At 65.5% G+C, this 26,544-nt stretch carries 24 protein-coding genes and 3 tRNA genes; 10 read left to right on the top strand and 17 right to left on the bottom strand.

Annotation, left to right across the window (positions count from 1 at the left end):
• Nucleotides 1-15 precede the first annotated feature (15 nt).
• The gene (locus ACCD11_RS26145) at nucleotides 16-606 is read right to left on the bottom strand and encodes a TetR/AcrR family transcriptional regulator (RefSeq protein WP_413316054.1); all 591 of its coding nucleotides are present in this window, start codon (nucleotides 604-606) and stop codon (nucleotides 16-18) included.
• Nucleotides 607-911: 305 nt separating this feature from the next.
• Here ACCD11_RS26145 and ACCD11_RS26140 point away from each other — a divergent pair, with 305 nt between their 5' ends.
• Genes ACCD11_RS26140 through ACCD11_RS26130 form a run of 3 tightly spaced genes read left to right on the top strand, consistent with a single transcriptional unit; the run spans nucleotide 912 to nucleotide 5,421 of the window.
• Complete coding sequence (locus tag ACCD11_RS26140) at nucleotides 912-2,096, top strand: acetyl-CoA C-acyltransferase (RefSeq protein WP_413316053.1); 1,185 nt, start codon at nucleotides 912-914, stop codon at nucleotides 2,094-2,096.
• 16 nt (nucleotides 2,097-2,112) lie between these two features.
• Complete coding sequence (locus tag ACCD11_RS26135) at nucleotides 2,113-3,891, top strand: acyl-CoA dehydrogenase C-terminal domain-containing protein (RefSeq protein ID WP_413316052.1); 1,779 nt, start codon at nucleotides 2,113-2,115, stop codon at nucleotides 3,889-3,891.
• Nucleotides 3,892-3,900: 9 nt separating this feature from the next.
• Nucleotides 3,901-5,421 (top strand): AMP-binding protein, encoded by a 1,521-nt coding sequence (locus ACCD11_RS26130; RefSeq protein WP_413316051.1) that lies wholly within the window; start codon nucleotides 3,901-3,903, stop codon nucleotides 5,419-5,421.
• Between the two features lie 50 nt (nucleotides 5,422-5,471).
• On the opposite strand, the gene ACCD11_RS26125 is transcribed toward ACCD11_RS26130, so the two are convergent.
• Together ACCD11_RS26125 and ACCD11_RS26120 are read right to left on the bottom strand one after the other, a co-directional pair.
• A complete protein-coding gene (locus tag ACCD11_RS26125; protein WP_413316050.1) occupies nucleotides 5,472-6,458 on the bottom strand; it encodes an NAD(P)H-dependent flavin oxidoreductase in 987 nt (328 codons plus the stop codon).
• A gap of 7 nt (nucleotides 6,459-6,465) precedes the next feature.
• On the bottom strand, nucleotides 6,466-7,206 hold the full coding sequence (locus ACCD11_RS26120) for an SDR family oxidoreductase (RefSeq protein ID WP_413316049.1): 741 nt from the start codon (nucleotides 7,204-7,206) through the stop codon (nucleotides 6,466-6,468).
• Nucleotides 7,207-7,367: 161 nt separating this feature from the next.
• Between ACCD11_RS26120 and ACCD11_RS26115 the strand changes: the two genes are divergently transcribed.
• Both ACCD11_RS26115 and ACCD11_RS26110 read left to right on the top strand, forming a co-directional pair.
• Nucleotides 7,368-7,958, top strand: coding sequence for a 2-hydroxychromene-2-carboxylate isomerase (locus ACCD11_RS26115; protein WP_413316048.1), 591 nt, complete (start codon nucleotides 7,368-7,370; stop codon nucleotides 7,956-7,958).
• 15 nt (nucleotides 7,959-7,973) lie between these two features.
• Complete coding sequence (locus tag ACCD11_RS26110; RefSeq protein WP_413316047.1) at nucleotides 7,974-9,665, top strand: AMP-binding protein; 1,692 nt, start codon at nucleotides 7,974-7,976, stop codon at nucleotides 9,663-9,665.
• A gap of 431 nt (nucleotides 9,666-10,096) precedes the next feature.
• Here ACCD11_RS26110 and ACCD11_RS26105 read toward each other — a convergent pair whose 3' ends face one another.
• The 5 genes from ACCD11_RS26105 to ACCD11_RS26085 form a co-directional block, all read right to left on the bottom strand.
• Nucleotides 10,097-10,768: a glutathione S-transferase family protein gene (locus ACCD11_RS26105; RefSeq protein WP_413316046.1), complete on the bottom strand. Its 672-nt coding sequence runs from the start codon at nucleotides 10,766-10,768 to the stop codon at nucleotides 10,097-10,099.
• A 59-nt stretch (nucleotides 10,769-10,827) separates the two neighbouring features.
• The gene (locus tag ACCD11_RS26100; RefSeq protein ID WP_413316045.1) at nucleotides 10,828-11,355 is read right to left on the bottom strand and encodes an isocitrate/isopropylmalate family dehydrogenase; all 528 of its coding nucleotides are present in this window, start codon (nucleotides 11,353-11,355) and stop codon (nucleotides 10,828-10,830) included.
• Between the two features lie 4 nt (nucleotides 11,356-11,359).
• The gene (locus ACCD11_RS26095) at nucleotides 11,360-12,277 is read right to left on the bottom strand and encodes a Bug family tripartite tricarboxylate transporter substrate binding protein (RefSeq protein WP_413316065.1); all 918 of its coding nucleotides are present in this window, start codon (nucleotides 12,275-12,277) and stop codon (nucleotides 11,360-11,362) included.
• A gap of 94 nt (nucleotides 12,278-12,371) precedes the next feature.
• On the bottom strand, nucleotides 12,372-14,366 hold the full coding sequence (locus ACCD11_RS26090) for an aconitase family protein (protein ID WP_413316044.1): 1,995 nt from the start codon (nucleotides 14,364-14,366) through the stop codon (nucleotides 12,372-12,374).
• An 81-nt stretch (nucleotides 14,367-14,447) separates the two neighbouring features.
• Nucleotides 14,448-15,344, bottom strand: a complete 897-nt coding sequence (locus ACCD11_RS26085) for a LysR substrate-binding domain-containing protein (RefSeq protein WP_413316043.1) — start codon at nucleotides 15,342-15,344, stop codon at nucleotides 14,448-14,450.
• A gap of 479 nt (nucleotides 15,345-15,823) precedes the next feature.
• On the opposite strand from ACCD11_RS26085, the gene ACCD11_RS26080 reads away from it, so the two are divergent.
• The gene (locus tag ACCD11_RS26080; RefSeq protein ID WP_413316042.1) at nucleotides 15,824-16,132 is read left to right on the top strand and encodes a hypothetical protein; all 309 of its coding nucleotides are present in this window, start codon (nucleotides 15,824-15,826) and stop codon (nucleotides 16,130-16,132) included.
• A gap of 43 nt (nucleotides 16,133-16,175) precedes the next feature.
• Here the strand turns inward: ACCD11_RS26080 and ACCD11_RS26075 are convergent.
• The 9 genes from ACCD11_RS26075 to folC form a co-directional block, all read right to left on the bottom strand.
• Nucleotides 16,176-16,252 (bottom strand) — tRNA-Asp (locus ACCD11_RS26075).
• 69 nt (nucleotides 16,253-16,321) lie between these two features.
• Nucleotides 16,322-16,397 (bottom strand) — tRNA-Glu (locus ACCD11_RS26070).
• Nucleotides 16,398-16,448: 51 nt separating this feature from the next.
• Nucleotides 16,449-16,524, bottom strand: a tRNA-Ala gene (locus ACCD11_RS26065).
• 36 nt (nucleotides 16,525-16,560) lie between these two features.
• A complete protein-coding gene (gltX, locus tag ACCD11_RS26060; protein WP_007835507.1) occupies nucleotides 16,561-17,949 on the bottom strand; it encodes a glutamate--tRNA ligase in 1,389 nt (462 codons plus the stop codon).
• A 4-nt stretch (nucleotides 17,950-17,953) separates the two neighbouring features.
• Entirely contained in the window at nucleotides 17,954-19,180 is a 1,227-nt protein-coding gene (locus ACCD11_RS26055) for an O-succinylhomoserine sulfhydrylase (RefSeq protein WP_413316064.1), read from the bottom strand.
• 11 nt (nucleotides 19,181-19,191) lie between these two features.
• Complete coding sequence (purF, locus tag ACCD11_RS26050; protein WP_007835511.1) at nucleotides 19,192-20,694, bottom strand: amidophosphoribosyltransferase; 1,503 nt, start codon at nucleotides 20,692-20,694, stop codon at nucleotides 19,192-19,194.
• A gap of 12 nt (nucleotides 20,695-20,706) precedes the next feature.
• A complete protein-coding gene (locus ACCD11_RS26045; protein ID WP_007835514.1) occupies nucleotides 20,707-21,192 on the bottom strand; it encodes a CvpA family protein in 486 nt (161 codons plus the stop codon).
• Nucleotides 21,193-21,213: 21 nt separating this feature from the next.
• The gene (locus ACCD11_RS26040) at nucleotides 21,214-22,080 is read right to left on the bottom strand and encodes an SPOR domain-containing protein (RefSeq protein ID WP_413316041.1); all 867 of its coding nucleotides are present in this window, start codon (nucleotides 22,078-22,080) and stop codon (nucleotides 21,214-21,216) included.
• A gap of 61 nt (nucleotides 22,081-22,141) precedes the next feature.
• Nucleotides 22,142-23,449: a bifunctional tetrahydrofolate synthase/dihydrofolate synthase gene (folC, locus tag ACCD11_RS26035; RefSeq protein ID WP_413316040.1), complete on the bottom strand. Its 1,308-nt coding sequence runs from the start codon at nucleotides 23,447-23,449 to the stop codon at nucleotides 22,142-22,144.
• A gap of 36 nt (nucleotides 23,450-23,485) precedes the next feature.
• Between folC and ACCD11_RS26030 the strand changes: the two genes are divergently transcribed.
• From ACCD11_RS26030 to argG, 4 genes are all read left to right on the top strand, one after another.
• Nucleotides 23,486-23,839 (top strand): ArsC family reductase, encoded by a 354-nt coding sequence (locus tag ACCD11_RS26030; protein WP_413316039.1) that lies wholly within the window; start codon nucleotides 23,486-23,488, stop codon nucleotides 23,837-23,839.
• 59 nt (nucleotides 23,840-23,898) lie between these two features.
• Nucleotides 23,899-24,483: a hypothetical protein gene (locus tag ACCD11_RS26025; RefSeq protein ID WP_413316038.1), complete on the top strand. Its 585-nt coding sequence runs from the start codon at nucleotides 23,899-23,901 to the stop codon at nucleotides 24,481-24,483.
• Between the two features lie 125 nt (nucleotides 24,484-24,608).
• Nucleotides 24,609-24,932, top strand: a complete 324-nt coding sequence (locus tag ACCD11_RS26020) for a pyrimidine/purine nucleoside phosphorylase (protein ID WP_413316037.1) — start codon at nucleotides 24,609-24,611, stop codon at nucleotides 24,930-24,932.
• Between the two features lie 159 nt (nucleotides 24,933-25,091).
• On the top strand, nucleotides 25,092-26,432 hold the full coding sequence (argG, locus tag ACCD11_RS26015; protein WP_413316036.1) for an argininosuccinate synthase: 1,341 nt from the start codon (nucleotides 25,092-25,094) through the stop codon (nucleotides 26,430-26,432).
• The last annotated feature ends 112 nt before the right edge of the window (nucleotides 26,433-26,544 follow it).

Below are 26,544 nucleotides of genomic sequence, written 5' to 3'. Positions count from 1 at the left end.
CATCGGTGTCGGCTGTCAGGATGCTTTGGACGGCTTTGCGGGGATCTCGTCCAATGTGTGCGTCTGGTCAATGAAGCGGCGGCTGGAGGCCAGGATTTCCTTGCGGGTGCGCTCCGATTCGACCGCACGCGACAGCACCAGTGCGCCGACGCACTGGGCAATCAGCGCCCATGCCGCATCCGGGTCGCCGATGCGCGAGCTCCAACTCTTCTGCAGGCGCTTCAATCCGTCTTCGACCGCAGCACGCACCTCGGGCCCCGCCCTTGCGATCTCCGGCCCGAGGGCCGGCAGAACGCACCCGGTTTCAGGGTGCAGCGCGTGGTACGAACTCAGGTAGCTGCGCAACCGCTTGGCGACATGATCGGGTGGAGAGTCTCGGTCTCCGGCCAGCATGTCGGTGCTGTTGGAGATCTCGTGTTCGAGGAGCTCGGCGAACAGCGCCTCCTTGGACGGGAAATGCCCGTAGAAGGCACCGCCGGTCAGGCCGATGCTCGCCATCAATTCATCGACGCCAGTGGTTCCGAAGCCGCCCTTCTTCGCGATGGCGCGGGCATTCGCGAGCAGTTTCTTGCGGGTTTCCTCTTTGTGATTTGCCGGATAGCGCATGAATAGGCCTCTACAGATCGTGGAGCATCCATCATAGCATTTCGCCCGTTTGTTAAACGATCGTAATTTTACCAGTTCATCGACCTTCCGGGCGAGGGTTTCTCCCTGCTGCAAACCCACTCCAGCGTGTTGACGCTGCCCGTGCTGCAAATCTATAGTTCACCATCGTTTATCAAACGATCGTTATTTAAAGTCAAGCGGGTCATCCGATGACCCAACTGACCCAGTTGATGGCGCAAGGCAAACCGCAGGGTTGTGGCGAGCCGCTACGCCAACCTTTTTAACGCCCCCCTGGAGTCTGAACCATGAGAGAAGCTGTCATCGTTTCTACCGCGCGCACGGGCATCGGCCGCGCGTTTCGCGGCGCGTTGAACAACATCAAGTCGCCCACGCTGATGGGCCATGCGATCCAGCACGCCGTGCAGCGGGCGGGCGTCAATCCCGGCGAGGTGGAGGATGTGGTCATCGGCAGCGCGATGGCCGCCGGCACCGCGGGCATGAACATCGGACGCCTTGCGGCGCTCGCGGCAGGACTGCCGCAGTCGGTGCCGGGCCAGACCATGGACCGGCAATGCGCCTCGGGCCTGATGGCCATCGCGACGGCGGCCAAGCAGATCATCGTCGACGGCATGGACGTGACCGTGGGCGGGGGGCAGGAAAACATCTCCGCCGTGCAGAACCCGTTCGTCAAGTGGGTGGGTGAAGAGGCCGACCCGCTGCTCATCGCGCGCGTGCAGCACGCCTACATCCCGATGCTGAACACGGCCGAGATCGTGGCGAAGAAGTACGGCATTTCACGGGAGGCGCAGGACGAATATTCCGCGGAAGCCCAACGCCGCACCGCGCTGGCCCAGGAGCGCCGCCTGTTCGACGACGAGATCGTGCCGATCACGGCCAGCATGGCGGTGGCCGACAGGCAGACAGGCGCGATCAGCTACCGCGACGTCACGCTGGACCGCGATGAAGGCAACCGCCCCGACACCACGCTAGAAGGCCTCTCCAAGCTCAAGCCGGTCATCGAAGGCGGTGTCATCACCGCGGGAAACTCGAGCCAGCTTTCGGATGGCGCATCGGCCTGCGTGCTGGTGGAGCGCGCGGTCGCCGAGCGCCGCGGGCTCAAGGCGCTGGGCACGTACCGCGGCATCGCGGTGGCCGGGCTCGCGCCGGAAGAAATGGGCATCGGCCCGGTCCTGGCCGTGCCCAAGCTGCTGAAGACCCACGGGCTCAAGGTGAGCGACATCGGCCTCTGGGAACTGAACGAGGCCTTTGCCTGCCAGGTGCTGTACTCGCGCGACCGCCTGGGCATCGATCCGGAAAAGCTGAACGTCAACGGCGGCGGCATCACGATCGGCCACCCCTACGGCATGACCGGCTCGCGGCTGGTGGGACATGCGCTGATCGAAGGCAAGCGGCGCGGCGCACGCTTCGTCGTCGTGACGATGTGCATCGGCGGCGGCATGGGCGCCGCGGGCCTGTTCGAAGTGGCTTGAGACAAGGAAGATCACGATGACTTATCAGGCTCCCATGCGGGACATTCAATTCGTGCTCCACGAGGTGCTCCAGGTGCCCGCCCTGCTGGAGGCCTGCGGCCAGCCGGAGTTCGACGCCGAAACCATCGACCAGGTGCTCGCCGCGGCCGGCCAGTTCGCATCCGAGGTGATCGCACCGCTCAACGGGCCCGGCGACGAGCACGGGTGCAGCATGCCCTCGCCCGGCGTGGTGCAGACCCCGCCCGGCTTCAAGAAAGCGTACGACGAGTTCACCAAGAACGGCTGGGCTGGCCTGGCGTGCAGCCCCGAGTTCGGCGGCCAGGGCTTTCCTTCGGTCGTGGCCAATGCGGTCTATGAAGTCTTCGGCGGCGCCAACATGGCGTGGTCGTCCTACCCTGGCATGTCGCACGCCACCTACGTGAACGTGGCGGCCAACGGCTCCGAGGAGCAGAAGGCGCTTTACCTGCCGAAGATCGCCTCGGGCGAGTGGGCCGGAACCATGTGCCTGACCGAGCCCAATGCGGGCACCGACCTGGGCCTGATGCGCACGCGCGCCGTGCCGCAGCCCGATGGCAGCTACAGCATCACCGGCAGCAAGATCTTCATCTCGGGCGGCGAGCAGGACCTGACCGAGAACATCATGCACCTGGTGCTCGCGCGCATGCCGGACGCGCCGCCCGGCGTGAAGGGCATCTCTTTGTTCATCGTTCCCAAGTTCCTGCCCGATGCAAGCGGCATGGCCGGCGCGCGCAATGCGGTGGTCTGCGGCTCCATCGAGCACAAGCTGGGCATCCACGGCAACTCGACCTGCACCATCAACTTCGACGGTGCCACTGGCTGGCTGCTGGGTGCGCCCAACAAGGGGCTGGCGGGGATGTTCGTACAGATGAACCACATGCGCGTGCTGGTGGGCATGATCGCCATCGGCCTGATGGAAGCGGCCTACCAGAAGGCCCTGGCCTATGCGAAGGAGCGCCTGCAGGGCCGCGCCAGCGGGGCAAGGTCGTCCAGCGAAGTGGCCGACCCGATCATCGGGCATGCCGATGTGCGCCGCATGCTGCTCACGCAGAAGGCGAACATCGAGGGCGCGCGCGCTCTGGCGCTGTGGGCGGCGCAGCTCAGCGATCTGCAGCGCCTTCATCCCGATGCGGCCAAGCGCAGCGAGACCGCCGAACTGCTGGGCCTTTTGACCCCGCTCGTGAAGGCACTGTCGAGCGACCTCGCGGTGGAATGCACGCTGCTCGCGATGCAGGTGTTCGGCGGACACGGCTACATCCGCGAGAATGGTGTGGAGCAGCACCTGCGCGACGTGCGCATCGTGGGCCTCTACGAGGGCACGAACGGCGTGCAGGCCATGGACCTGCTCGGGCGCAAGGTGCTGGCCGACCAGGGCCGGCAGATGGGCGTCTTCCTGGACATGGCCGGCGCATTTGCCGAGGCGTGCAGCCCGCGCGAGGCGATGCGCGAGTTCGCGCAGCCGCTCGCCGGGCTGGTCGCCGACATCAGGCAGCTCACCCGCGAACTGGTGGACACTTCGGCGCAAGACCCGCATGCCGCAGGCGCGGCTGCTGCGCCCTATCTGCGCCTGGTTGGGCACCTGGCGCTTGCCTGGAGCTGGGCGCGCATGGCCGAGGTGGCGCTCAGGAACGCCGATTCCACCGACCCGATCTATGCGTCGAAGATTGCCACGGCCCGCTTCTACTTCCAGCGGCTGCTGCCGCAGACGGCAGCGCTGTGCGGCGAGATCCGGGCGGGCTCGTCCGCATTGATGGAACCGGCCGTCGATCTTTTCTGAACCCCGGGCATGTACCACCTGAGCCGCTTCGCGGCCGCCACGCCCGGCAAGCTGGCGGTGCACTTTCTCGAATCGGGCGAGGCATTCAGCTTCCAGCAACTGGAACGCGAGGCGAACCGGGCGGCCAACGCGTTGCTGTCGCTCGGCCTGAAACGCAACGACTGCATCGTGCTGTGCATCGAGAACGCGCCGGCGTTGCTCTTTCTTGCGCTCGGCGCGCAGCGCATCGGGCTGTACTACGTGCTCGCCTCGACGCGGCTGTCGGCCGCGGACTTCGAGTACATCGTGAAAGACTCGGGAGCATCGGTCGCCATCGTGTCCTTGGCCTGCATGAGCGCCGAAACGGCTTCGTCGCTGGACCTCGGCAGCGCACGGCGCGTCGGCATCGGCTTTGCGGATACGGCCATGGAACGCTGGGAGACGCACTTTCTCGCTGCGCCGGACGGCCTGCCGCCCACGCCCGCGCCAGGCCGCGAGATGCTGTATTCATCGGGCACGACCGGCCGGCCCAAGGGCGTGCGCAAGCCGCCCTTCGAAGGCGCCTTCGATGCGGTGGACAACCGCAACGCCGCGGTGGCGCGCTCGTTCGCGCTCGACGCCTCTTCGGTCTACCTGTCGACATCGCCGCTGTATCACAGCGCACCGAACCGGTTCCTGTCGGCGGCCATCCATGCAGGCGCCACCAGCATCGTGATGGCGAAGTTCGATGCCGAACGTTCACTCGCCGCCATCGCGCATTTCGGATGCACCCATTCGCTCTGGGTGCCGACCATGTTCCACCGCCTGCTGCGCCTGGAAGCGGAGGTACGCAGCCGCTACAGCACGGCCTCCATGGTCCACGCGGTCCACGGCGCGGCGCCCTGCCCGGTGCACGTCAAGCAGGCGATGATCGACTGGTGGGGCCCGGTCCTGCATGAGTACTACTCGGGCACCGAAGGCATCGGCGCCACCGCCATCAGCTCCCGCGAATGGCTCCGGCACAAGGGCTCGGTCGGGCGCGCGACCGACGGCATCCTGCACATTCTGGACGATGCCGGCCGTGAGCTGCCGCCGGGTGAGACCGGGCAGATCTACTTCGAAAGCAATGCCCAGTTCGAGTATTGGAACGATCCCGCCAAGACCCGCGCAGCGACGAGTCCGCAGGGCTGGCGATCCTTCGGCGACATCGGTCACCTCGATCGCGAAGGCTACCTCTACCTGACGGATCGCAAGGACTTCGTCATCATCTCCGGCGGGGTCAACATCTACCCGCAAGAGATCGAGGACGTTCTGCTGCAGGATCCCCGTGTTGCCGATGCCGCGGTCTTCGGCGTGCCGAACGACGAGTACGGCGAAGAGATCAAGGCCATCATCCAGCCGGCGCATCCGGATTTCACGGGCCCGGCCGTCGCCGAGGCGCTGAAGGCACGCTGCCGCGAGTTGCTCGGTCCGCTCAAGGTGCCGAGAAGCATCGATTTCGAGTCCGACTTTCCCCGGCACGCGACCGGCAAGCTTTACAAGAAGTTGCTGCGCGATCGCTACCTGGCCTAGAGGGTGCAAGTCGCCGGCCCGCTCCGCAGCGAGCCGGCGGATGCCCAAGGCTAGGCCAGCGCAGGCTCAAGGAACCCGGCGAGCCGCTGCACGATCAGCTGCTCGGCCTCTTCCATGATGCGATCGATCAGCTCCTGCACCGTCGGAATGTCGCGGATCAGGCCGACCACCATGCCACAGCTCCAGGCGCCGGCATCCATCTCGCCTTGCAACATCACGCGCGGATAGACCCCCGCGACTTGGTCGATGATGTCCTCGAACTTGAGGTCGGCGCCCTTTTCCTTCTCGATCCTGATCAGCTGCTCCACGGATGAATTGGTCAGCACGCGCTCGGTGTTGCGCAGGCCGCGCATCACGAGCCGCGTGTCCAGCTCGGTGGCCGCCACGATGGCGTCCTTCACGTTCTGGTGGATCGGCGCTTCCTGTGTGGCCACGAAGCGCGTGCCCATGTTCATGCCCTCCGCGCCCAGCGCCAGCGCCGCCACCAGGCTGCGCGCATCGGCCATGCCGCCGGAGGCCACGAACGGGATCTTCAGCTCCTCGGCCGCGCGCGGCAGCAGGATCATGTTCGGCAGGTCGTCCTCGCCCGGGTGGCCGCCGCACTCGAAACCGTCCACGCTCACGGCGTCGCAGCCGATGGCCTCGGCCTTCAGCGCATGCCGCACCGACGTGCACTTGTGGATCACCTTGATGCCGGCCTTCTTGATCGCGGGCATGTAGGCCTCGGGGCTGCGCCCCGCCGTCTCGACGATGCGCACGCCCCCCTCCGCAATGGCCGCGATGTAGTCCGGGTACGGCGGCGAAGACAGGGTTGGCAGGAACGTGAGGTTCACGCCGAAGGGCTGGTCCGTCATGTCGCGGCAGCGGGCGATCTCCTTGGCCAAGAGCTCGGGTGTCCTTTGGGTCAGGCCCGTGATGAGCCCGAGCCCGCCGGCATTGGAGACCGCCGCGGCGAGTTCCGCGAAGCCGACGTAGTGCATCCCGCCCTGGATGATCGGGTGGCGGATGCCGAAGAGTTCAGTGATGCGTGTTTTCATGTGTCTTTCACCAGGTTTCCATGTAGGGGCGCAGGTCCATCTCGAAGGTCCAGGCGTCTCGAGGCTGGGTGTGCAGGTACCAGTAGTTCTCCGCGATGTGCTCGGGATTCAGGATGCCGTCCTGCTCCTTGAGCGCATAGCGTTCGGGGAAGTTGCTGCGGATGAACTCCGTGTCGATGGCGCCGTCGACCACGATGTGCGCCACGTGGATGCCGCGCGGGCCGAGCTCGCGCGCCATGCTCTGGGCCAGTGCGCGCAGGGAATGCTTGGCGCCTGCAAAGGCCGCGAAATTCGCTGCACCGCGAGTCCCCGCCGTCGCGCCGGTGAAGAGAATCGTGCCGCGTCCCCGCGCGACCATCCTGCGCGCGACCTCGCGTGCATTCAGGAATGCGCTGAAGGCGGCCATCTCCCAGATCTTCATGTACTTGCGCCCCGTCTCCTCCAGGATGCTGCTGGGCACGTTGGCGCCGATGTTGAAGACCATCACCTCGATCGGGCCGTGCTCCTTCTCGATCTGGTCGACGAGGGCGACGACCTCTTCCTCCTTGCGCGCATCGCTGCCGTAGCCGAACGCCTGGCCGCCGGCGGCGCGGATGCGTTGGACGGCCGGCTCCAGCTTGTCCGCCGAGCGCCGAGTCAGGCACGCGACGTAGCCCTCTCGGGCGAAGCGCGCTCCGATCGCGCTGCCGGTGGCGTCGCCTGCGCCGACGACGAGGGCCACACCGCGTTGGTTGGCTGTTGGGTCCATGCGTTCTCCTTTAAAAAACGTTCGTTAAGTCATCGCACGTTAATCAATGAACGTTCGTTTGTCAATCAAGAAGGAAGTCCAGTGAAACCCCCGTTGACGTGAGCGCGGCAATCACATAGCTTCCGTTAAACAAACGTTCGTTAACTAAAAGGAGCCCGTGAATGCGCAAGTCAGTTGATTTCTTCTTCGATGTCGGCAGCCCCTCGTCCTATCTGGCATGGACGCAGTTGCCCCGCCTGTGCGCCAGCCATGGCGCCGACCTCGTCTACCGGCCAATGCTGCTGGGCGGCGTCTACCAGGCCACGGGCAACGCCTCGCCGGCCAACATTCCCGTCAAGGGGCGCTATACACAGATGGACTACGAGCGCCATGCGCGCCGCTATGGCGTGCCGTTCCAGGGCAATCCGCACTTCCCGGTCATCACGCTGTTCCTCATGCGCGCGGTTACCGGCATCCAGTTGCGGCGTCCGGAGCAGCTGCAGCAACTGCTCGGCTGCGTGTTCAAGGCGCTCTGGATCGACGCGCTCAACTTGAACGATGCGCAGCTCACGGCCCGCATTCTGGCCGAGGGCGGGTTCGATCCCGCCGAGATCGAGCGCCTGACGCAGGACGCCGAGATCAAGGCCGCGCTGAAGGCCACGACGCAGGAAGCGGTCGAGCGCGGAGTGTTCGGTGCACCCACGCTCTTCGTCGGCGATCAGATGTTCTTCGGGCAGGACCGCATGGACTTCGTTCGCGAAGCCCTGTCCTGAGTCGCCGCCAACCGCATGAAGGAAAAACTCATGGAACACCGACCCTGGCATGCCTCCTACCCCGCAGGGCTTCCCCGCGAGATCGTCCTGGACGACAGTGAATCCCTCGTCACCTTGCTTGAACGTGCGTTCACGAAGCACAGTACCAGGACGGCCGTCACCTGCGCCGGAGAATCGCTGACCTTCGCGCAGGTCGAGCATGCGTCGGCGCTGCTCGCGCGGTCCCTGCAAGCAGCCGGGCTCAAGCGCGGTGACAGGGTCGCCCTTCTGCTGCACAACAACCTCATCTACCCCGTGGCTTTGGCCGCCGTCCTGCGCGCGGGCATGGTGGGGGTGACCATGAACCCGCTCTACACGGCACGCGAGCTGGCATACCAACTGGCCGATTCGGGGGCGTCCGCACTGGTGGCTGCCGAGCCGTTCATGGGCGTGGTCACCGAGGTCCTCGGCCAGACACAGCTTCGGTATGTCATGACCGTGCCGATGCAACAGGTGAAGCAGGCATTGTTCGCGACGGGCGGCGATGCAGGTGCGCCAGCTGCGAACGATGAACCTCGCGTCGTCGGTTTGCGCGAAGCGACCGCCGCGCTACCGGACGCCGATTTCGCCAGCGAGCACGTGCGCCCCTCCGACCTGGCTTTTCTGCAGTACACCGGCGGCACGACGGGTGTTTCCAAGGGCGCTTGCCTGACACACCGCAGCGTGCTTGCCAGTTCGCTGCAGATGCGGTCATGGCTGGGGTTGGCACTCGACATCGACAACTTCGAAATCGTAACGCCGTTGCCGCTGTATCACATCTTTCCACTCGGCATGGCTCTGACGGCCCTTGCCAGCGGCGCTCACAACCGCTTGGTCGTCAATCCGCGCGACGCCCAGGCGCTTTGCGCCGAACTCGAGCGCGCGCCCTTCGACATGCTGATCGGCGTCAACACGATGTTCAATGCCTTGGTGGCGTTGCCCGAGTTGCCCGGCATCGACTTCTCCCGCTGCAACGTGGTCATCGGCGCCGGCGCCTCGATCCAGTCGGCCGTTGCAGCCAAGTGGGTTGCGGCCGGCGGCCCACCCATCACCGAGGCCTATGGGCTTACTGAAACGTCGCCCAGCGTTACCTTCAATGCGCCGGGGCGCAACGGCACCATCGGCGCGCCAGTGCCGTCAACCGACGTTCTCATCGTCGACGAGGCGGGCGAACCAGTGCCGCTCGGCACGCCCGGCGAGTTGCTGATCAAGGGCCCGCAGGTCTTCGCGGGCTACTGGAACCGCGAGGAGGAAATGCGCAGGTCTTTCACGCCGGATGGCTGGTTCAAGACCGGCGACATCGTCACCATGGATGCACAAGGTTTGATGTACATCGTCGACCGGAAGAAGGACATGATCCTGGTCTCTGGCTTCAATGTCTACCCGAACGAAATCGAAGGCGTGGTCGCCATGCACCCGGACGTGCTCGAATGCGCGTGCGTCGGGGTGCCTGACGAGCGCTCGGCGGAGGCCCCCCATCTCTTCGTCGTCCGCCGCGTACCTGGGCTGAGGGCGGAAGAGTTGGAAGCGCATTGCCGCAAGCTCCTTGCCGCATACAAGGTGCCTCGCCACATCACGTTCCTCGAATCGCTGCCCAAATCAGCAGTGGGGAAAATTCTGCGCAAAGAACTGAGGCCAATTTCCGGCGGTGCCACGGACGCGGCACCCAAGGTTGAAGTCGCCGGATGAGTAGCTGAATCGACGTCGTCGGGGCGCGGCGTTCGAACGAACAACATCACGATTCGAAGATGAGGACCGGCCCATACCTTCATCGAATCCCCAGTACTTCGGCACGACCTCGCTAGAAAATTTTGTCTTTGCGTTGTTTGCCCACGCCGGAATGCTTTTCTTCAGAGTGTCCAAGTCGAGCTTTGTTCGACCAGATCGCGGACAAGTGGTCGATGATGATTCTGGCCGTGCTGGATGACGAGCCGCACCGGTTGACCAGCGAGGGCTTTGATCTTCTCGTGAGTGACTGACAGAGGCCAATGGTCCGGCTCTTGCCAAACTCCTGCTGCTGAGGAGCCTCGCACGGCGACCGAAACCTGCTGGCCAAGATGCTTGTCGGTCGCCACGGCACCAGATGTTTGCGCCCGCCCGAACACCGACGTGCAACCCAGCTATTCGGCCCTGATGTCGGGCGACGCAATTGTGGGCACCCCCTGCAAGATGGCGGCACCGTTCTGGGTCACCATCGCGCGCCGGTAAGCAGGCCTCGCCTGCAGGCGTTCCCAGTAGGCGCGAACCGAAGGCGTGAACTGCTGGTCGAGGCCGAGATGCTCGGCCAGCAGCAGCGCGTAGCCGACCGAAACATCGGCGGCAGTGAAACGATGCGCACAGAGGAACTCCTGCTCCACTAAGAGGGGTTCCAGCGTCCGCAACCTCGCGAGGAACCACTTGCCGTAGTCATGGGCCACCTGGGGCTGACGCCGCTCGCCCGTTTCGAAGTGCAGATAGCGCAGCACCAGCGTCTGCGGGAACGTCAAGGTCGCTTCGCCGAAATGCAGGTAGTTCAGGTAAGCGCCAAAGGCCGGCTCATCGACGCCGACATCAAGCTTTCCCGGTGAGAAGCGCGCCGCCAGATACTGGCAGATTGCGGAAGACTCTGTCATGCGAACAGTCCCGTCGATCATGGCCGGTACCGTCCCCAGGGGGTTGATCTCCAGGTACGACCGGGCAAGCACGCGAGGCGGGAACGGCATCATCTTCAGGTCGTACGGAATCCCGAGTTCCTCCAGCATCCACAAGGGACGAAACGAACGTGCGCTCACGCAATGGTGCAGGGTGATCATGGCTTCAGTGCTCGGAAATGGCGGGTGTCGGTCCGCTTTTTACAGCGTTGGCAATGAGGTCACCCATGCGCGCCGCTCCAACCAGCCGGGTGCTGCTGCATTGGATGTCCGCGGTTCGGTAGCCTTGGCCGAACACCGAGCGTATCGCAGCCTCCGATGGCCGCGGAAAGGTCGGACCGGCGCGCGGAGTGGCGCAACAGAAGCCCAAAGGCGCGGATGCAGGCGATCGGATTCGCGATATCTTGCCCGGCGATGTCGAGCGCAGTTCCATGCCCTGCCTCGAACATGCCTTTGGCGCCTTTTCCCAGCATCGCCGATGCCGACAACCCGATCGATCCTGTCAGCGCCGACGCCGCGTCGCTCAGGAGATCGCCAAAGAGGTTGCCCGTCAGGATGACGTCGAAGGATTCCCCGTCCGGCGCGCTGCGCTGGCCGCGCGGCAGACTGGTGTAGACGTCTCCGTTCAGCTCGCGCACCACCAGCAGGTCGGTGCCCGCGACGCGTTCGGCACGCAACGGCGAGAGCCGCGCCAGATCCGGCGGAACGACGACCTCGCCTGGCAGCATCGCGATCCTGAATGCCGGCATGGCCTCAGTCCAGTGTGGCGCCGGACTGCTTCACCAGCTTCTGGTGCTTCGCCAACTCGGACTGGAAGAAGGCTGGCGCCAGGTCAGGCCCCGTGTTCAGGACCGTGAGCCCCTGGCCGGCGATGACGGTTCTTGCTTCCGGCGATACCAAGGCCTCTTGCACCGCCGCGGCATAGCCGTCGACCACGGGTTTGGGCAAACCGGCCGGACCGATCAAGGCAATCCAGGCGTCGAAGCTGTACCTGGGCACACCCGACTCCATCATCGTCGGCACGTCGGGCAAGGCCGCGGAGCGCGCCGGCGTCGACACCGCCAATGCGCGCAGCGCCCCGGCCTTGACCTGTGGGGCGACCTGCGAGATCGAAACGAACGCGAGTTGCACCTGCCCGCCGATCAGATCGGTGATGAGCGGTCCAGTGCCGCGATAGGGCACGTGCTTCATGTCGATGCCGGTCTCGCTCACCATCAGTTCCCCCGCCAGGTGGAGCACGCTCCCGTTGCCGGCGGACCCGTAGTTGAGCTTGCCGGGATTGGCCTTCGCATAGGCCAGCAGCTCCTTCACGCTCTTCACCGGAAGCGCGTTGTTCACCACCAGCACGACCGGCACCGTGGCCAGTACCGCGATGGGCGTGATGTCCTTCATGCTGTCGTAGGGAATCGTCTTGTAGATGCCTGGATTGATGACATGGTTGGACGACACCATGCCGAGCGTGAGCCCATCCCTGGGTGCCTTCACGATCTGTGCGGTGCCCGGAATTCCTCCAGCGCCGACGACGTTCTCCACCACGATCGGATGGCCGGTCGCGCGTCCGAAGGCCGGCGCGACTGCGCGGGCGACCGCATCGACCGTCGAACCTGCGGCCAGTGGAACGACGAGCCGTATCGGCCGGTCGGCATTCGAGGATTGCGCGGCGGCGAACAAGGACGTGGCAAGCAACGCTGCCGCTAAAGAAACGGAAATGGTTTTCCGGAGGAAATGTGCATGCATGGGTTTGTCTCTCTTGCTTTGTTGGAATTCATGGATGGCGCGCCTGGAGCTCGGCAAACGAAACGAGTTCGCCCGCAATCGCGCTGGCCGCCACCGTGGGCGGGCTGGCGAGCCAGACTTTTCCGGGGCCGCCCCGGCCGGGGAAGTTGCGGTTGATGGCGCTCACGGTGACCTGGTCGGCCCGCACCGAACCACCCGGCCCGCAGTTGCCGCAAGCGCCGCAGGAGGGCTGAAGAATGCGCGCGCCCACGCGTTCGAACGCATCCATGTACCCGGCTGCAATGCAATGGTCGCGTACCGCGGTGGTCCCGAACTGGAGATACAGGTCCACCCCGGGCGCGACCTTGAGTCCGCGGTCCGCCGCCCACCTGAGCACCGCGTGGTAATGGTCGAAGTCTTCGCGCTTGCCGGCCGTGCACGAGCCCCCGTAGGCGATGTCGATGCGCACCCGCTCGCCGACCGCCGCCAGCGGCAGGCCGTTGCCGGGATCGCCCGGTGCCGCGACCATGGGGGAAAGCTGCGTGCAGTCGACGTGGAGCGTCCTGGCGTAGACCGCGCCGTCGTCGCTGCGCATCCAGGGCTCGACTTCGAAACCGATGCCGCGGCGCTCGCGCAGGAAGCGCACGGTCTCGGCATCGGGAGCGACCAGGCCGGTGAAGCCACCGAGTTCCGCCGTCATGTTGGTGAGCGTGGCGCGCTCGTCGGTGGTCGCGCGCCGCACCACCTCGCCCGTGAACTCGAACACCTTGCCCACCCCGCCGCCGTCGCGCACGAAGGGCAGCGCGAGCAGATGCAGCACGACGTCCTTGGCGGTCACGCCAGGGGCAAGCGAGCCATCCAGCACGATCTTCACGGACTGCGGCACCGTCAGCCGCACCGCTCCCGTCACGAAGGCATTCGCCATGTCCGTGGTTCCCACGCCAAAGGCCACGCAACCAAGGGCACCGCTGTGCGGCGTGTGCGAATCCGTGCCCACCACCAGTTGGCCCGGCAGCGCATAGTGCTCCGCCACCATCGCGTGCGAGATGCCGGCCACGTTGGTGCCGTCGTCCTTCGCAGCCTGTTCCTCCGTCAGTGTGCGGTGCGAGCGCAAGCCGTAGGCAGCCGCGAATTCGCGCTGCGCCTCGACCATGCGATGCACATTCGGCACCAGGCCGCCGCGCACGTGCGCGGGGCTCTCCTCGACATAGGACGTGTGGTCTTCGAAGACGACGATGGAATCGGCGTCGTGCAGCACCAGCGGCCGGCCGAAGGTGGCGTGCAGCATGTGCGCGGCCATGCCTGTGTAGTACTCGTGGATGAAGCGAAGGTCGGCGCGCACGAAGGCACCGGCGCCCGGCGCGGGATGCGCCTGCGTCAGTTCGGTGGCGAGCGCGTGGCGCGCCACGATCTTCTCGAACAGCGTGCGCGGACGCGCGCCCTGAGTCTTGGGCGGCACCGTGATGTCGCGCATGGATCGCTGGCCGAACCTCAGCAGCCCGCCGCTCTTCAGGATCGCGGCGGCCAACGCGTCGCGGCCGGCCACGAGGTCGTCGACCGGAATCGCCTCGCCCGCCTGGACGCGCGCGACCAGGCCGAAGTCGGTCGAGGTGAACAAGCCGATGTTGTCGGCGTTCTGCCGGTACAGGCGCTCGAAGCCTTCGGCGATGACCAGCCGCACGCCGGCCGCCTTCTCGGCGGTGGGGCTGTGCTCGCGCGAGGAGCCCTTGCCATAGCGCCTGCCCGCGACCACGACCTCGATGCCCGACGCTCGGATGGCATCGATGCCGATCGGGAATGCCTCGCCCGCCTTGAAGCCGGTGTAGGGGTAGCGCCCCAGCTTGTCGTCGTAGTGCGTGAGGATCGGAAGCGGCGTGATCTCGTCCGTCGAAACATCGTCACGCAATGGCGACGCGTCGGCGAGTTCGAGGCGCTCGCCCTTCAAGCTCAGCTCGACCATGCGTGCGGAACAGCTCAGGAAAAGGACGCGCGGGTCGAACCGGATGCATTCGGCGCTGGCGGCGGCTGGCGTGGAGGCTGTCATGCCCCCGATGTTCGCGGGCAGTGGCAGCGCCATAAAGCGCTCGCTCGGCACAGGGGATCTCGCCATCCGCGAGATCGGTGATTACCCTTGCAGACTCTCGATCAGGGCCGCAACTGCGCGAGGCTGCGGGGTCTTGCGCAGGGCGTAGATGTTCAGGACGCGGTCGGCCCATTCTTCCGCCAGCGGGCGCTTGGCAAAGCGGTCGGCCCCCGCATAAGCCGTCACGGCACTTCGAGGCACCACGGCGATGCCGAGGCCCGCCTCCACCATGCGGCAGACGGCATCGAAGCTGCTGACCGTCACCTTCGGATTGAAACGCCTGCCCAATGCTGCGGCGCGCTCGTTCAGGGACCGGTCCATGGCGCCGCCCTGGTGAATGCCCACCAAAGGAAATTCGAGCGCACGCGCAAACGTGACGATCTGCAGGGCCGCCAATTCATGCCCCGAGGGAAGCACCACGAGCAACGGGTCGGAGGCGAAGCGCCAGGCATCCATGCCCGCCGGCACCGCGACGTCGACACCCACACCGACATCGGCGCGATCATCCAGACAGGAGCGCAGCACGTCGCGCGTGTCTTCCTCGCGCAGGGCGACCTCCACGCCCGGATATGCCTCCATGAAGCGGTGCAGGCGCTCGGGCAGGAAACCGATGACGGAGGACATATTGGCATGAAGGCGCACCCTACCCCGCACTTCGCCGCCTTCGCTCTGCACTTCGCGCAACAAGGCTTGCAGTTCGTCGTCGAGGCGTTCGCCCCGCGCCAGCACCAGCCTGCCGGCGTCGGTGAGTGCAATGCCACGTGGCGACCGCACGAGCAGCGGCGTCTCGAAGGCATGTTCCAGGTCCGCGATCCTCCGGCTCAAGGCCGAAGGTGCGATGTTCTCCGCTGCAGCAGCACGGACGATGGAGCCGGCGCGGGCCGCCGCTACGAACAACCTGATGCTGTAGGAATCGATTCGACGGTTCACGGGCTTCATCGCTTGGTGGGCTGCCTAGTGTGGCACACGGATTTGCTGCGTCGCCTCCTACCCTGCAAGTGCGAAGCACCGTTGAGGAAGACATGACGCGCGAGATCGTGATCGATGCGCTGCGAATGGCGTGGTTCAAGTGTCATCCGGGCAAGCAGGGGAAGATTGATCTTTCGAAGCAAAGCGACTCAGGCCGACCAGTACGCCAGTCACGACTTCAGGGATGCACTCAAGGAGTACGGCATCGGCCAAGGACGAAACCGCCGCGCGGCTGACTCGACACGGGCCTATGTCGGTCCGATGCAGTTCGAGCAGGACTGGCTTACCAACTCGACGATGACATTGGTTCGCTCTTTTTCACCGAGCAAACCAGCATGCCCCCCGGTTCGCAACTCCGCTTCGGGACGCTGCACATTGCTGCGGTAGGTTGGGCTCAGTAGACATCCTCGGCAACCGATGGACATACCACGACGGCACTGGACGCCGCCGTGGAAACCGAAGGGCAAGGTCACATGCGAGCTCAAACCAACGATGAATCAAGCCAAGAAGTCGCCGCTGATCATGCAGCTCAACGAACTTTGCAGGCGGCTCATCTGCTTCAAGAAGCGCTTGGGCTTCTTCGCGCCGATCCAACGCTGCCGACGGCACACACGACGAGGCGCACGCCCGACAGGCTTCTGAGACTGCCTGAAGTCGATGCCGACGATGTGAACCCGATGCGCGGATGCCGCATTTCTACAACGGATCAGGATCGTCGGAAATCTAGGGCAACGTTAGGACACGAAGGCCTCAAATGACAAAAGGGTTAGCAGATACTTATCTGCTAACCCTTATGAATATTGGCGGAGTGGACGGGACTCGAACCCGCGACCCCCGGCGTGACAGGCCGGTATTCTAACCAACTGAACTACCACTCCTGGTAGACAACGTTCACTCCTTGCGGAGCCAAGTGCTGACGACTTGTGCCTGCTTCACTTGCGCGAAACTGGCGACCCTACGGGGATTCGAACCCCGGTAGCCACCGTGAAAGGGTGGTGTCCTAGGCCTCTAGACGATAGGGTCAAAACCTTGGACGTGCTGCGATCAGCATCTCTAACCTTCTCGACACTTTGATGGTGGAGGTAAACGGGATCGAACCGATGACCTCTTGCATGCCATGCAAGCGCTCTCCCAGCTGAGCTATACCCCCGTGTGGGTGTCGAGCCTCGAATTATAGCCCGATTTTTCAGGCCTTTTTCAATCGCTCGATAACTTTTTCGCGGGAAAAAATTTCGAGCACTGAATCGAGGGACGGTGTCTGCGATGTTCCCATCACAAGCACTCGTACTGGCATCGCCAACACCGGCATTTTCAATGCATGTGCGGCGAGAACTTCCTTGATGGTAACTGCGATTGAGGCCTTATCCCAGGTCACGCCCATCAATTTTTCAACGAGTGTTGCAATCGCGGGCTTCACTGCATCGGTGATGTGCTGCGCGCGATCGGCTTCGGTCACGTCGATGTCCGCATAGAACGCGGCAGCCCACCCCGCCAGCGCCACCGTGGTGTCGCAACGGTCCTTGAACAGCGCGCAGATCGCAGGCAAACGTTCATCGGCGACGATGCCGCGCTTTTGCAACTGTGCTGCAACAAGCGGGGAGAGCTCGTCGCCGCTCTTCGCCTTGATGTACTGCGCATTCACCCAGGCAAGCTTTGCCGCGTCCCACTGCGCGGGGCTCTTCGACAAGTGCGAGCCGTCGAACCAGCTCACCATCTGCTCGCGCGTGAAGAGTTCATCGTCGCCGTGGCTCCAGCCGAGGCGCGCGAGGTAGTTGAGCATGGCCTCGGGCAGGTAGCCGTTCTCTTCGTAGGCCGTGACGCTCACCGCGCCGCGGCGCTTCGAGAGCTTCTGTCCGTCGTCGCCCAGGATCACGGGCACATGGCCGAACTGGGGCAGCGGCGCACCAAGCGCGCGGAAGATGTTGATCTGCCACGGCGTGTTGTTGATGTGCTCGTCACCGCGGAACACGTGCGTGATGTTCATGTCCCAGTCGTCGACCACCACCGCGAAGTTGTAGGTGGGCACACCGTCGGGCCGCAGGATGATGAGGTCGTCGATCTCGCGGTTGTTGATCGTGATCTCGCCCTTCACGAGGTCGTTCCACGTGACGTCGCCTTCGGGCGGGTTGCAGAAGCGCACCACAGGCGGCACGCCTTCGGGCACGGGCGGCAGCACCTTGCCTGGCTCGGGGCGCCAGCGGCGGTCGTACAAGGTCTTCTCGCCGCGTGCACGTTGCGCCTCGCGCATCTCCTCGAGCTCCGCGGGCGTGCAATAGCAGTGGTAGGCGGTGCCGGCCGCGAGCATCTGCGCGACGACTTCGCGGTAGCGCTCGAGGCGCTGCATCTGGTAGATCGGGCCTTCGTCGTAGTCGAGGCCAAGCCAATGCATCGACGCGAGGATCTGGTCGGTCGAGTCCTGCGTGGAGCGGGCCACGTCGGTGTCCTCGATGCGCAGCACGAACTCGCCGCCATGGTGGCGCGCATAGGCCCACGAGTAGAGGGCCGTGCGTGCCGTGCCCAGATGAAGGAAACCCGTGGGGGATGGGGCGATGCGGGTGCGTACTTTGCCGGTCATTTCGTTATCGTGGATTCAGGGTGCTCAGGCCGCGCGCGATGTCGGCCTTGATGTCTTCGACATGTTCGAGGCCAACCGCGAGGCGAATCAGCCCCTGGCCGATGCCAGCCGCCTGGCGCTGCGCCTCGGTGAGGCGGCCATGCGAAGTGGTGCCGGGGTGCGTGATGATGGTCTTCACGTCGCCGAGGTTGGTGGCAAGGCTCACCACGCGCGTGCTGTTCATGACATGGAAGGCATTGGCGCGCGCCGTCTCGGGCGAGTCGCCGACCACGTCGAACGACACCACCGCGCCGCCCTGCCCCGACTGCTGCTGCATCGCCAGTTCGTGCTGCGCATGCGAGGCGAGCCCCGGATAGTAGACGCGTGCGATGCCCGGCTGCTTCTCGAGCCATTGAGCAATGTCCATCGCGTTCGCGCAATGCGCCTTCATGCGGATGCCGAGCGTCTCGATGCCCTTGAGCACGACCCACGCATTGAACGGTGCCAGCGCCATGCCGGCGGTGCGCACGATGGGCCCGAACACATCGACGATGAGCTTCGAGGGACCGCAGATCGCGCCCGCCATCACGCGGCCCTGGCCATCGAGGTGCTTGGTGCCCGAGTGGATGACGAGGTCGGCGCCCAGCGCCGCCGGACGCTGCAGGATCGGCGTGCAGAAGCAGTTGTCGACCGCCAGCAGCGCGCCCGCCGCATGCGCCACATCGGCCAGCGCGCGGATGTCGCAGACCTCGGTCAGCGGGTTGGTCGGCGTCTCGGCAAACAGCAGCTTGGTATTGGGCTTGACCGCCGCGCGCCATTCGGCCACGTCGGTCTGCGACACGAAGGTGGTCTCGACGCCGAACTTGGCGAACTCCTTGCCGAACAGGTTCAGCGTGGAGCCGAACACCGAGCGCGAGCAGACCACATGGTCGCCTGCCTTCAGCAGGCCCATGCACATCATGAGAATCGCGCCCATGCCGGTCGAAGCGCCGATCGCCGCTTCCGTACCTTCGAGCGCCGCGATACGCTGCTCGAAACTGGTCACGGTCGGATTCGAGGTGCGCGAGTAGGTGAAGCCCGGCTCGGTGCCAGCGAAACGGCGCATCGAGGTTTCCGCATCGGGCTGCACGAAGCCGCTGGTCAGGAAAAGCGCGTCGGAATGCTCGCCGTACTGGCTCGGCGCGAGCCCGGTGCGCAGCGCGAGCGTCTCCGGATGCAACCCGGGCGGCAGTGTTCGTTCTTCGTCGGTCACTTCGTCTGCTCTCACTCGCTGTGGTTGGGAAGCGCGAGGCGCGAAGAATCCTCTTCGGTCTCTTCGACGCGGGGACGGTTGCCGTTCATGCGCGAGATGGCCTCGGTATCGATGTCGCCGGTCACGTACACGCCGTCGAAGCACGAGGCGTCGAAGCCGTCGAGCTTGGGATTGAGCGAGCCGATCGCGCGCTTCATGGCATCGACGTCCTGGTAGATCAGCGCGTCGCAGCCGATCAGTTCGCGGATCTGCTCGACCGTGCGGTCATGCGCCACCAGTTCGCCCTTGGTCGGCATGTCGATGCCGTAGACGTTGGGGTAGCGCACCGGCGGCGCGGCGCTGGCCAGGTAGACCTTGCGCGCGCCGGCGTCACGCGCCATCTGCACGATTTCCTGGCTGGTGGTGCCGCGCACGATCGAGTCGTCGACCAGCAGCACGTTGCGGCCCTTGAATTCGCTGGCGATCACGTTGAGCTTCTGGCGCACCGACTTCTTGCGCACGCCCTGCCCCGGCATGATGAAGGTACGGCCCACATAGCGGTTCTTCACGAAGCCTTCGCGGTACGGCACGCCCAGCAGGTGCGCGAGCTGCGTGGCGCTCGGGCGGCTCGACTCGGGGATCGGGATGATCACGTCGATCTGGTTCGGCGGCACGGTCGAGACCACGCGCTTGGCCAGCGTTTCGCCGAGGTTCAGGCGCGCCTGGTAGACCGAGATCCCGTCGAGCACCGAGTCCGGACGCGCAAGGTACACGAATTCGAAGATGCAGGGGTTCAGCGTAGGCGACTCGGCGCACTGCATCGAGTGCACCTTGCCTTCGAGGTCGATGAACACGGCTTCGCCCGGGGCGATGTCACGCTCGAACACATGGCCCGAGCCTTCGAGCGCGACCGATTCGCTGGCCACCATCACGGCGCCGTCGGCGCTGCGGCCCATGCACAGCGGGCGGATGCCGTAGGGATCACGGAAGGCGAGCAGGCCGTGGCCGGCAATGAGCGATACCACGGCGTACGAGCCGCGCAGGCGCTTGTGCATGTTCTTGACCGCGGCGAACACTTCGGCCGGGTGCAGCGGCACGCCGCGCGACGAGCGTTCGAGTTCGTGTGCCAGCACGTTGAGCAGCACCTCGGAATCGCTCTCGGTGTTGGTGTGGCGGTGATCGGTGGAAAACAGCTCCGCGCGCAGCGCATGCGCGTTGGTCAGGTTGCCGTTGTGCACCAGCACGATGCCGAAGGGCGCATTCACGTAGAAGGGCTGCGCCTCTTCCTCGCTGTAGGCATTGCCGGCGGTCGGGTAGCGCACCTGGCCCAGGCCCACGCTGCCCGGCAGCGCGCGCATGTTGCGCGTGCGGAACACGTCGCGGACCATGCCCTTGGCCTTGTGCATGAAGAACTTGCGTTCCAGCAAGGTCACGATGCCGGCCGCATCCTGGCCACGGTGCTGCAACAGCAGCATCGCGTCATAGAGCAGCTGGTTGACGGGTGCGTTGCTGACAACGCCGACGATTCCACACATGAACGATTCCTCTCAGGGCAGGTAGCTTGCCAACTTTTCAGGCAGCGCGGGTTTCAGGCCCTGCAATGCCGCATCGAGAACAATGGCGCTGCGCGATTCGTGCCACCAGGCACTGTCGCTCAACACCAGCAAATGAACAACGACGGCCAGCACGAGCAGGGCCACCGCGCCCCGCGCCGCACCGAACGCTGCTCCCAGAATCCGGTCCACCGGCCGCAGGCCCACGACCGTGATCAACTTGCGCGTGAGCGCCGCCACCAGGCCCACGCCGAACACCACCGCCACGAAGACCAGCACGAAGGCCAGCGGATAGCGCCAGGCACCCTGCGGATCGCCGAACGGCAGCCATGCCGCCACGCCGGAAGCCAGCCACTGGGCGGCGATGAAAGCCGCCACCCAGCCGATCAGCGAAATCACTTCGAACACCAGCCCGCGCATCAGGCCGAACAGCATCGACACCCCGATGAGCGCGACGGCGATCCAGTCGAGCAAGGCCACGGCAACAGCAGGCGACGGCTCTTACAACGTGAGGATCGCAGCCGCCAAAGACAAGCCCTTGACCTTTTCCGCCGCGCGGTCGGCCTCGGCACGCGAAACGAAGGGGCCCACACGCACACGCGTGCGCTGCTCGCCGTCGGCTGTCTTGGCCACGTGCACGTAAGTCTTGAGGCCGGCCTTCTCGAGCTTCTGGCGCACTTCGCGCGCCTTGTCGGCGTCGGCGAAAGCGCCGACCTGCACCACGAAGCGGCCGCCTTCATCGGCGGCGGGCTTCGGCGCGGCAGCCGTCGCGACCGGCTTGCCTTCGAGCAGCGCGCGGGCACGGGCAGCATCGCCCGAGTCGGCCGGCTTGGGCTTCGCTTCTGGCTTGGGTTCGGGCTTCGGCTTGGGCTCGGGTTTGGGTTCCGGCTTGTGTTCGGGTTTGGCCTCCGGCTTGGGCTTGGGCTCCGGTTTGGGATCGGGCTTGGGCTCGGCGGCCGCGACGGGTGGCGTGCTGGGCACGGGCCTGCCGGATTCGATCACCGTGCCGTCGGCGGTCTCGGTGATCATGCCGCCGGACGATGCCGAGGCCACGCGCGAACTGCTGCCGCTGTCTGGCGCTGCCGGCGCGGTGCTCGTGGTGGGCGCAGGCGCGACGGGCACGGGCAGTGGCTTGACCTTGTTGCGGTCGGGAATCTCGATGGGAATGTCGACCGACACGGGGCGCGGCTGTGTATCGAACAGCAGCGGAAAGCCGATCACGCCGAGCAGCACCAGCACCGCTGCGCCGAGCAGCCGGTGGCGTGCACGCCGACGCATGGTTTCGACACTTTCCGCGGGGACGGCGGCAGGGGCGCTGCGTCCTTCGTTGCCTTGCGGGCCGCGCGTGCGGAACTTGAAAAACGCCATGAAGTTCGATCCCTGAAGGAGTGCAGCGAGGTGGTGCCAGATGGTGTGGACAGCCCGACGATCAGCCGCCTGGCAGCAGGTGTTTGGCTTGCAGCCGGGGGGTGCCGTTTTCGAGCACGCCACCCACGGTGAAGAACGATCCGAAGACCACGATTCTATCAGCGGGCCCCGCCTGCCCGATGGCTGCGCGCAATGCTTCCATCGGGGCCGCGTACACGCTGCCCGAGGCGTCGGTTCGCGTGTTCTGCGCCTGCCAGCTGGCCAGCAGGTCGGCCGCCTTGGCGGCGCGCGGCGTGGGCAGGTCGGTGAAGTACCAGCGGTCGATCAGCGGCCCGATGCGCGCGAGGATCGGTGCAAGGTCCTTGTCGGCCATCACGCCGAACACGCCATGCGTTGTGGGGTAGAAGCCCATCGCATCGAGGTTCTCGGCCAGCGCGGCCACGGCATGGGCGTTGTGCGCCACGTCGAGCACCAGCGCCGGTTCGCCCGGCACGATCTGGAAACGGCCCGGTAGCTCGACCATCGCGAGCCCGTTGCGCACGGCCTGCGCGGTGATCGGCAGTTGCGGGCGCAGCGCTTCGAGCGCCGCAAGCACGCCGGCCGCGTTGATGAGCTGGTTGGCCCCGCGCAGCGCCGGGTAGGCCAGCCCGCTGTAGCGCCGGCCACGGCCCGACCAGCCCCACTGCTGCTTGTCGCCCGACACGTTGAAGTCGGTCCCAAAGCGCCAGAGGTCGGCGCCGATCGCGTTCGCATGGTCGATCACGCTCTGCGGCGGCATCGGGTCGCTCACGATGGCGGGCTTGCCTGGCCGCATGATGCCGGCCTTCTCGAAGCCGATGCTTTCGCGGTCGGGCCCGAGGTATTCCATGTGGTCGAGGTCGATGCTGGTGATGACCGCGCAGTCGGCGTCGATGATGTTGACCGCGTCGAGCCGCCCACCCAAGCCGACTTCGAGGATCGCCACATCGGGCTTTTCCTCGGTCATGCAATGCAGGATGCCGAGCGTGGTGAACTCGAAGTAGGTCAGGGGCAAGTCGCCCCGCGCCTTCTCCACCACTTCGAAGCTTGCTATAAGTTTGGAAGCATCGACGGCTTCGCCCTTGAGCCGCAGGCGCTCTTCGAAGCGCACGAGGTGCGGCGAGGTGAACACCGCCGTGCGATAGCCCGCGTGCGTGAGGATCGATTCGAGCATGGCGCAAGTCGAGCCCTTGCCGTTCGTGCCCGCCACCGTGATGACGGGGCAGTTGAAGCGCAGGCCGAGGCGCTGCGCCATTTCCTTGGCGCGCTCGAGCCCGAGTTCGATGTTCTTGGGATGGAGTTGCTCGGCGCGCGCGAGCCAGTCGTTAAGGGTTTCCATGGAGGCCGGCATTGTCGCCGACTGGCCGCCCGGGGCATCATCGCGGCCATGACAACCCTATACGGCATTCCGAACTGCGACACCGTCAAGCGCGCCCGCGCCTGGCTCGATGAACATGGCGTGGCCTACACCTTCCACGATTTCAAGAAACAGGGCGTGCCCGAGGCCGAGCTCGACCAGTGGCTGAAAAAGCCCGGATGGGAGGCCCTGGTCAACCGCAAGGGCACCACCTGGCGCAAGCTGGACGACGCCACCCGCGAGGGCGTGGTCGATGCCGGCTCGGCCCGCGCCGTGCTGCTGGCCAACCCCAGCCTGATCAAGCGGCCGGTGGTCAACTGGGGGGCGAAAAAACCCGTTACGACAGGGTTCGACGCCGACGCCTGGGCTGCCAACGCCGTGTAAACGCCGGAACCCGGCCTGCCTGCCCGGCCTCCAACCCCGATCTGCAGGAGAAACACACCATGAATACGCATGTTTTTCGCACCCTCGCCGGGATTTCCGCGGCCGCAGCGTTGGCCGCCGGCACCGGGCTCGTGCACGCCCAGCAGAACCAGGTGGTCCAGGCCCGCGTGATCTCCGCCACGCCGATCCGCGAAACGACCGGCAGCGACGTCAACTACAACGTCACCTATGAATACAACGGCCGCCAGTACACCACCCGCATGAACAGTCGGCCCGGCGCGACCATTTCGATCCAGGCCAACGCCTACGGCGTGACGACCTCACCGGTGGCGCCGCAGTCGCAGCTGCAGCCCTATCCGGTCGAAGCCGACAACGGCAACGGTTATCCGCAGTATGGCGGCTCGCCATGGGACAGCGTGGTGCCCGAGCCGGGCGTGGTGGTCTCCGACGCTCCCGCGCCGGTCTACCAGCCGGCGCCGGTGTATGCCGCTCCCGTCTACGGGCAGCCAGCCTACCCGTACCCCTATGCCTATCCCTACGTCTATCCGCCGGTCGGCATCTCGCTGAACCTCGGCTATTCGCGCGGCTGGGGCGGTGGCTACTACCGCGGCTGGGGTGGCGGATACCGCGGCTGGCACCGTTGAGCCGCTGACCGGCGGCCCAAGCCGCCCGAGCCCCTAAAATCGAGGACTTTTCCAACCCTTGACGGGTGCGCCGCTGGTGCGGTGCGTCCTCGATTTGCCGACCGCTCCCGCGCCGGCGCCATCCAATGACGACTACCGACACCCTCAACAGCGCCGCAGTGGCCACCAAGGCCAATGTGTATTTCGATGGCAAATGCGTGAGCCACAGCCTCACGCTGGCAGATGGCACGAAGAAATCGGTCGGCGTGATCCTGCCGTCCACCCTCACCTTCAACACCGGCGCGCCTGAAATCATGGAAGGCACCGGCGGCAGCTGCGAATACCAGCTCGCGGGCAGCGCCGAATGGATCGCCTCGGGTCCGGGCCAGAAATTCAACGTGCCGGGCAACTCGAGCTTCCAGATCCGCGTGACTGGCGAGCCCTACAGCTACATCTGCCATTTTGGATAAATCCCCCAGGCTTCGCGCACTTCGTGTCGCTTCGACGCCCCCTTGCAGAGGGCGATACCAGTGGCCCGGCGAAGCCGGTTCCACGGTATCTGCGGCACAGAGTCGCGCCAAGTACGCCTTGAGTCATTGATCAGCGCCACAGCAAACGGAACACCCATCATGTCGACCATCCTCCAAAACGTACCCGCCGGCCAGAAGGTCGGCATCGCCTTCTCGGGCGGCCTGGACACCAGCGCAGCGCTGCACTGGATGAAGCTGAAGGGCGCCGTCCCCTACGCCTACACCGCCAACCTCGGCCAGCCCGACGAGCCGGACTACGACGAGATCCCGCGCAAGGCGATGCTCTACGGCGCCGAGAACGCCCGCCTGATCGACTGCCGCGTGCAACTGGCCAACGAAGGCATCGCCGCGCTGCAGGCCGGCGCCTTCCACGTGACCACCGCCGGCGTCACCTACTTCAACACCACGCCGCTGGGCCGTGCCGTCACCGGCACGATGCTGGTGTCGGCCATGAAGGAAGACGACGTCCACATCTGGGGCGACGGCAGCACCTACAAGGGCAACGACATCGAGCGCTTCTACCGCTACGGCCTGCTCACCAACCCCAACCTGAAGATCTACAAGCCCTGGCTCGACCAGGCCTTCATCGACGAGCTGGGCGGCCGCGCCGAGATGTCGGCGTTCATGCAGAAGGCCGGCTTCGCCTACAAGATGTCGGCCGAGAAGGCCTACTCGACCGATTCGAACATGCTCGGCGCCACGCACGAGGCCAAAGACCTCGAGCACTTGAACAGCGGCATCCAGATCGTGCAGCCCATCATGGGCGTGGCCTTCTGGAAGGACGAAGTCGAAGTCAAGCGCGAGACCGTCTCGGTGCGCTTCGAGGAAGGCGTGCCCGTCGCGCTGAACGGCGTGCGCTACTCGAACCTGGTCGACCTGATCCTCGAAGCCAACCGCATCGGCGGCCGCCACGGCCTGGGCATGAGCGACCAGATCGAGAACCGCATCATCGAGGCCAAGAGCCGCGGCATCTACGAGGCTCCCGGCCTCGCGCTGCTGTTCATCGCCTACGAGCGCCTCGTCACCGGCATCCACAACGAAGACACCATCGAGCAGTACCGCGACAACGGACGCAAGCTCGGCCGCCTGCTCTACCAGGGCCGCTGGTTCGACCCGCAGGCCATCATGCTGCGCGAGACGGCGCAGCGCTGGGTGGCACGCGCCATCACCGGCGAAGTGACGGTCGAGCTGCGCCGCGGCAACGACTACTCGATCATGAACACCGAGTCGGCCAACCTCACGTACAAGCCCGAGCGCCTGAGCATGGAAAAGGTCGAGGGCGCATTCACGCCGCTGGACCGCATCGGCCAGCTCACGATGCGCAACCTCGACATCGTCGATACGCGCGAGAAGCTCGCGATCTACACGCAGGTCGGCCTGCTGTCGTCGAGCGAAGGTGCTTCGCTGCCGAAGCTGGCCAACGACGGCGACGCGAGCTGATCGCAGCGCCCTGTCTCCTCGGAGGCATAAACGACGACGGGCCCCTCGGGGCCCGTTTTCCTGGCGCGCGGGTGTCAGTCCCCGCCGCCTCCGCCGCAGCCGCCGCCACACC

This window comes from Variovorax sp. Varisp36, from assembly GCF_047304235.1.
Taxonomy (GTDB): Bacteria; Pseudomonadota; Gammaproteobacteria; order Burkholderiales; family Burkholderiaceae_C; genus Variovorax.
Note: the sequence above shows the minus strand (reverse complement) of the source record. Positions and strands in the feature narration are given on the sequence as shown.